This window comes from uncultured Dialister sp., assembly GCF_900541605.1.
Taxonomy (GTDB): Bacteria; Bacillota; Negativicutes; order Veillonellales; family Dialisteraceae; genus Dialister.
In genome coordinates this window covers 1-4,816 of the sequence record NZ_UQKJ01000130.1, presented here as the reverse complement: position 1 = coordinate 4,816, position 4,816 = coordinate 1, and the positions used below count along the sequence as shown (strand labels likewise).

The window sequence follows — 4,816 nt, the reverse complement described above, 5'->3', positions numbered from 1 at the left end:
ATGCTATTGACACTATTCTTAAAATCGCTACAGCTACGATGAGTCGAGAGATCTCCCAGCTAAATGCCTGTGACGGTGTTACAACTCCATAGGTTGCAGATTCTGTTGAAAGCGCCGCAGGCCTATGCCTTGCTACCCCAACGGGCTGAGGTTAGCTGAAGGGAACCGACGGGCTCAGTTTGCAGAGTCTGAATAACTCCAGGCTCAAGGCGTCGCCTGTAAGCACAACGCTCATACGCCCGTAAGTGCCGCAGGAGGTAGAGCTAAAAGCTGGCAGCTAGAAGCTCTCACCGTATGTATGTATGTATGTATGTATGTATGTATGTATATATCTATCCATCAGCCCCTGGGCCATGGCCATCCCCCCTTCTAACATTTTCTAGACATTTTCTAAACATTCCCGCCATGCTTTTATCACAATGTACAAGGTATAAAGTGCGATATTGCGCTATAGCCGTATAGTATCCCCTGGCGGGGGAGACCTGTTTCGAGTACAGGCGACTATTTTAAAGCAGAGTTGGAAACAGCTCTACTTTTTAAGTAAGACCGCAAGAGATACTGCCCAGAGCCTCTATGATGGATATAACGCAGGCCATATCGTTCAGAGACAGAACCTGCAGCGGGCTATTCGTAAAGTTCGTGCCCAGGCTGAGGACCTGGTGGACGACAGAAGCACCTACAATCATTACCGGACATCGCTGAATGCACTTCTGGATAAAATAGACCAGGGCAGTGAGCAGGCTGTACAGAATGCAGTCAGATCGGCTATTGAAGAAAAAGGCCGATATATTGCAGAGAGAATTGCCAGGACCGAAACGGCCAGGGCCAGATATGATGCTTTTATTGCCAGGTATGGTAATGACGACAGCGTTGCAGCCTATCAGTGGAAGCTGGGAAGCCGGCATCCGGCGGAAGATATCTGCGATATGTATGCCCATGCAGATCTGTATGGGCTAGGTAGAGGAGTCTTTCCTAAAGACCGGGCTCCTGTAAATCCGGCTCATCCTCACTGCCTTTGCCATTATGCTCCGGTATATGCTGGTGAACTGAATGGGAAAAAATGGTCTGACAATGTGGAAAGCCGTGGAAATGCATGGCTGAAACAGCAGCCGCTACACATTCGACAGGCTATCTTGGGAGTGAAGGGCGAAAAGGAATGGAGGGCTGGCCGGACTGAGTGGATGGAGAAGGCAAGAAATTTATCATCCAAGAAGGAAAGCCGACTTCAGAAGTTGGTTAATGATCAGATTTTTAGTATAATGAAACAAGAAGTGGGGCTACCAGAAGGGTTGCTTGTGATGGATAAATCGGGGGAAGAAATTTATATCCCAGCGAAAGCGATCGTAATTCCTAAAAAAATAATTGCCGGATGTGGTGGAAAAAGCAAGCTGAGAATTGCGGATAAGTTGGCCTTGAAATATGGAGGAAATGAAAGTCAATGGCAAAAAGTGGTAGGTATTGTAGCATCCGATAAATATATTTTTGATATTCATTGGTATAGAAGAATTGATAATGAGATGAATGTAGAATTTAAAGTGAAGGGGTATCCCAAAGAAAGGAAATAATGTAATGAGAGTAAGATATATAGGGCCGGATCAGGGTGTTGACAGTCTGACTGATAAAAAAATTTATGATGTCGTTGATGTACGGCCTCCGTGGATTCGGATCATTGATGATTCAAATGAAGATTATGTTTATCCAATTAAAGAACCGCGCTTACTAGATAGTAAGGTCGCCGGTAAGTTTGAAGTTGTAGAAGATGATGATTTCGAGACGCTAAAGAAAGCTTTTGGGGAAGTGTTATAAGATGAATAATTTCAAGTTGATATATCGAATTCTGAAGTATATCGAAATCTGTATGAACTCTGAAGAGTTCGATGATGAGAATTTCACTGCATCCCATTTTGGCGTCAGCAATGCCTTATTTCTGAATATCCTTCGGTCGTTGGTTGAAGCTGGGTATATCAGTGGAATTAAAGTTGTAACTGATAAATGTGGTTCAGACATTGTTTTGATTAATCCCCATCTGACGCTGACTGGCATGGAATATCTGGCTGATAATACCATGATGAAAAAAGCTTATAGGTTGTTGAAGGGCATTAAAGATGTAACGCCCGGTATTTAAATATGAAGCCTGCCTGGGCAGCGGGCTTTTCTTATGGTTAAAGAAAGGTGAACAATATGACTGATACTGCAAAGCCCGGCAGCAATACTTGTTTGGGAAATGGGTTAATTAAAGGAATTACGAGGCTGATTGTAGAAACAGACGAAAAGAAGCCCCATGTGGTGGCGACTATTACGGCAGATGGAATCGACCTTGCCCGCGGATATAAGATCAGGATGAAACCTGATCCCGGTTATGATGGATAGTACAATATGATTGCAAGGTGAGCAGACCGAATGGCCTGCTTTTTTATTGCCCTGTTAGAGACAGCCTGGCGCTGTTCTATATATTTTTTATTGCCCCAGGCGGGCAGGAGGATGGAGTATGTATACATTGGAACAGATCTTTGAAGCCTTGGGAAAGGCGGAAAATGGTGGCGCTATGGCAGCGGACTTGCAGAACCTTATCACCGGCGTCCGAAACGAAGCGGCCGCCAATCGGGTGGAGAAAAACAAGGTGCTGGACGCCCTTGGTCTTCGCAGCAGTGACGACCCGCAGTCTGCGCTGAATAATCTGCGCACAGCGCTGGAGGCCCTGAAGAAAACGGGGAATCCGGAGTCCCTTGGCGGTCAGATTACCACGCTTCAGAACCAGGTGAAAGAGTTGACGGACAAGTACACCGCTTCGGAAAAGAAGGCAGAAGCTGAGCATTCCAAGCGGATTCATACGTCCATGCAGTCCATGCTGCAGTCAGCCTTGGCCAAAGGGAATGCCTTGAACCCGGAAGCCTTCGTAAAACTTCTGCGGGATAAGGTAGAAGTAGGCGAGGACGACTCCATGAGTATGAAAGTCGGAGATAAGTCTGTTTCCATTGATGAAGGCGTAAAGGACTGGCTGGCTCAGTGCCTGAAGATTAAGGCTGATATGTTCTCATGTGTACTCAGTCAAATCAGTTCTGCTCCTGCGTGAGCCCTAAACAAATCCTAAACATTCCTCCGCCTTCTCCGTTTCTCCTGTTTCTCCCTATTGATTTATGTTACAATGACAATAAATGGAGAAAATTCGCGGAGGTGTCCCATGAAATACAGAAGTACCAGAAGTAATGAAACAGTGACAGCGGAAGAAGCGCTGCTGAAGGGGCTGGCCGATGACGGCGGCCTCTATGTACCTGAATTCCTACCGAAGCCCTTTCTGGAGGCGGAGGCACTGAAAGATATGTCCTACGAAGAACTGGCGGCCTTTGTGCTGTCCCATTTCCTCACGGACATTCCGGAAGATACGCTGAAAGAGCTCACCCACAGTGCCTACACCGGCACCTTTGAGACGAAGGACATTGTGCCTGTAAAGCCCCTGTCCCAGGCCTTTTCCATGGCCGAAATGTTCCATGGCCGCACCTGCGCCTTCAAGGACCTGGCCCTGTCCCTTTTCCCGTACCTCCTGGTGTATGCGAAGAAACAGGACAAGGACGGCAAGGAAATCCTCATTCTCACCGCCACCTCCGGAGACACCGGCAAAGCGGCGCTGGAAGGATTCCGGGATGTGCCGGGAGTCCATATCATGGTCTTCTATCCCTCCCACGGCGTGAGCCCCCTGCAGAAGGACCAGATGCAGAAGCAGCTGGGGGATAACGTAAAAGTGGTGGGCATCGAAGGAAACTTCGACGACGCCCAGGGCACCCTGAAGCAGGTCTTTGGCAGCGAGCTCCGTAAAGAATCGGCGGAAAAGGGAGTCCTCTTCTCCAGTGCCAATTCCATCAACATCGGCCGCCTCCTGCCCCAGGTGGTGTACTACGTATGGATCTGGCTGAAACTGATGGAAAACGGGTCCATCGGTGCCGGAGAAAAGTTCAACGTAGTCGTGCCTACAGGCAACTTTGGCAACATCCTGGCTGCCTGGATCGCGAAACAGGTGGGGGCCCCCATCGGAGAGCTCATCTGCGCGTCCAATGAAAACAAGGTGCTCGCTGATTTCTTTGCCACCGGTACCTACGATATCAACCGGCCTTTCCACATGACCGAAGCGCCGTCCATGGATATCCTCATTTCCTCCAACTTTGAACGGTTCCTGTACTACCTCACCGGATCCGCCGACGCCGTGGCAGAAGCCATGGATAAGCTGAAAAAAGAAGGAAAATACGAAGTATCGAAAGAAGCCTTCCAAAAGGCAGGCCTGGAAATGATGGGAGGCTGGGCATCGCCGGAAGACATGATCCACGCCATGAGCGGCGTCTACGAGACCTGTGATTACCTCATGGACCCCCATACCGCCGTGGCCTATGCGGTTTATGACCACCTGAGAAGGGAAGGCAAAGTACCCCGCCATTCCCATACGGTCATCATCAGCACCGCCCATCCCTACAAGTTCCCCGGCGTCGTGGCCAAAGCCCTGGGCCTTGCAGAGAAAGAAAGCCCCTACGACACGCTCCGGGAAATCGAAGAGTCCACGGGCATTGCCATCCCGAAGCAGCTGGGAGAACTGGAAACCCGGCCGAAGCGGTTCACCGAGACCGTAGACCGGAAGGACATGGCCGATGCGATCCGGGCCTATGTAGACGAGATCGCCCGCCGCTGATCGGGTGCCATGTGGCTGAGCGACGTGCGAACGGATGGGGGCTTCTAGCTGTTAGCTTCTAGCAACTAGGAAGGCTCGATAGCCTGCGGCACTGGTGAGATCGAGGTCGAGACCGAGATTGAGGGTGTTAGCAACTACGTT

General features: G+C 49.5%; 6 protein-coding genes. All 6 read left to right on the top strand.

What is annotated here, in order from left to right; translation table 11 throughout:
• Positions 1-659 precede the first annotated feature (659 nt).
• Positions 660-1,565, top strand: a complete 906-nt coding sequence (locus tag QZR21_RS07985) for a hypothetical protein (protein WP_296096988.1) — start codon at positions 660-662, stop codon at positions 1,563-1,565.
• Positions 1,566-1,569: 4 nt separating this feature from the next.
• Entirely contained in the window at positions 1,570-1,806 is a 237-nt protein-coding gene (locus QZR21_RS07980; RefSeq protein ID WP_296096986.1) for a hypothetical protein, read from the top strand.
• A gap of 1 nt (position 1,807) precedes the next feature.
• Positions 1,808-2,125, top strand: coding sequence for a YjcQ family protein (locus tag QZR21_RS07975; protein ID WP_296096984.1), 318 nt, complete (start codon positions 1,808-1,810; stop codon positions 2,123-2,125).
• Positions 2,126-2,181: 56 nt separating this feature from the next.
• Complete coding sequence (locus QZR21_RS07970; protein ID WP_296096983.1) at positions 2,182-2,370, top strand: hypothetical protein; 189 nt, start codon at positions 2,182-2,184, stop codon at positions 2,368-2,370.
• 118 nt (positions 2,371-2,488) lie between these two features.
• Complete coding sequence (locus QZR21_RS07965; RefSeq protein WP_296096981.1) at positions 2,489-3,073, top strand: hypothetical protein; 585 nt, start codon at positions 2,489-2,491, stop codon at positions 3,071-3,073.
• A gap of 108 nt (positions 3,074-3,181) precedes the next feature.
• Entirely contained in the window at positions 3,182-4,675 is a 1,494-nt protein-coding gene (gene thrC, locus QZR21_RS07960) for a threonine synthase (RefSeq protein ID WP_296096979.1), read from the top strand.
• Positions 4,676-4,816 lie beyond the last annotated feature (141 nt).

What these genes read in the sequence shown, in the direction of transcription:
- QZR21_RS07980 (WP_296096986.1), top strand. Translation starts at nt 1,570, where the DNA reads ATGAGAGTAAGATATATAGGGCCGGATCAGGGTGTTGACAGTCTGACT.
- QZR21_RS07965 (WP_296096981.1), top strand. Translation starts at nt 2,489, where the DNA reads ATGTATACATTGGAACAGATCTTTGAAGCCTTGGGAAAGGCGGAAAAT.
- QZR21_RS07970 (WP_296096983.1), top strand. Translation starts at nt 2,182, where the DNA reads ATGACTGATACTGCAAAGCCCGGCAGCAATACTTGTTTGGGAAATGGG.
- QZR21_RS07975 (WP_296096984.1), top strand. Translation starts at nt 1,808, where the DNA reads ATGAATAATTTCAAGTTGATATATCGAATTCTGAAGTATATCGAAATC.
- thrC (WP_296096979.1), top strand. Translation starts at nt 3,182, where the DNA reads ATGAAATACAGAAGTACCAGAAGTAATGAAACAGTGACAGCGGAAGAA.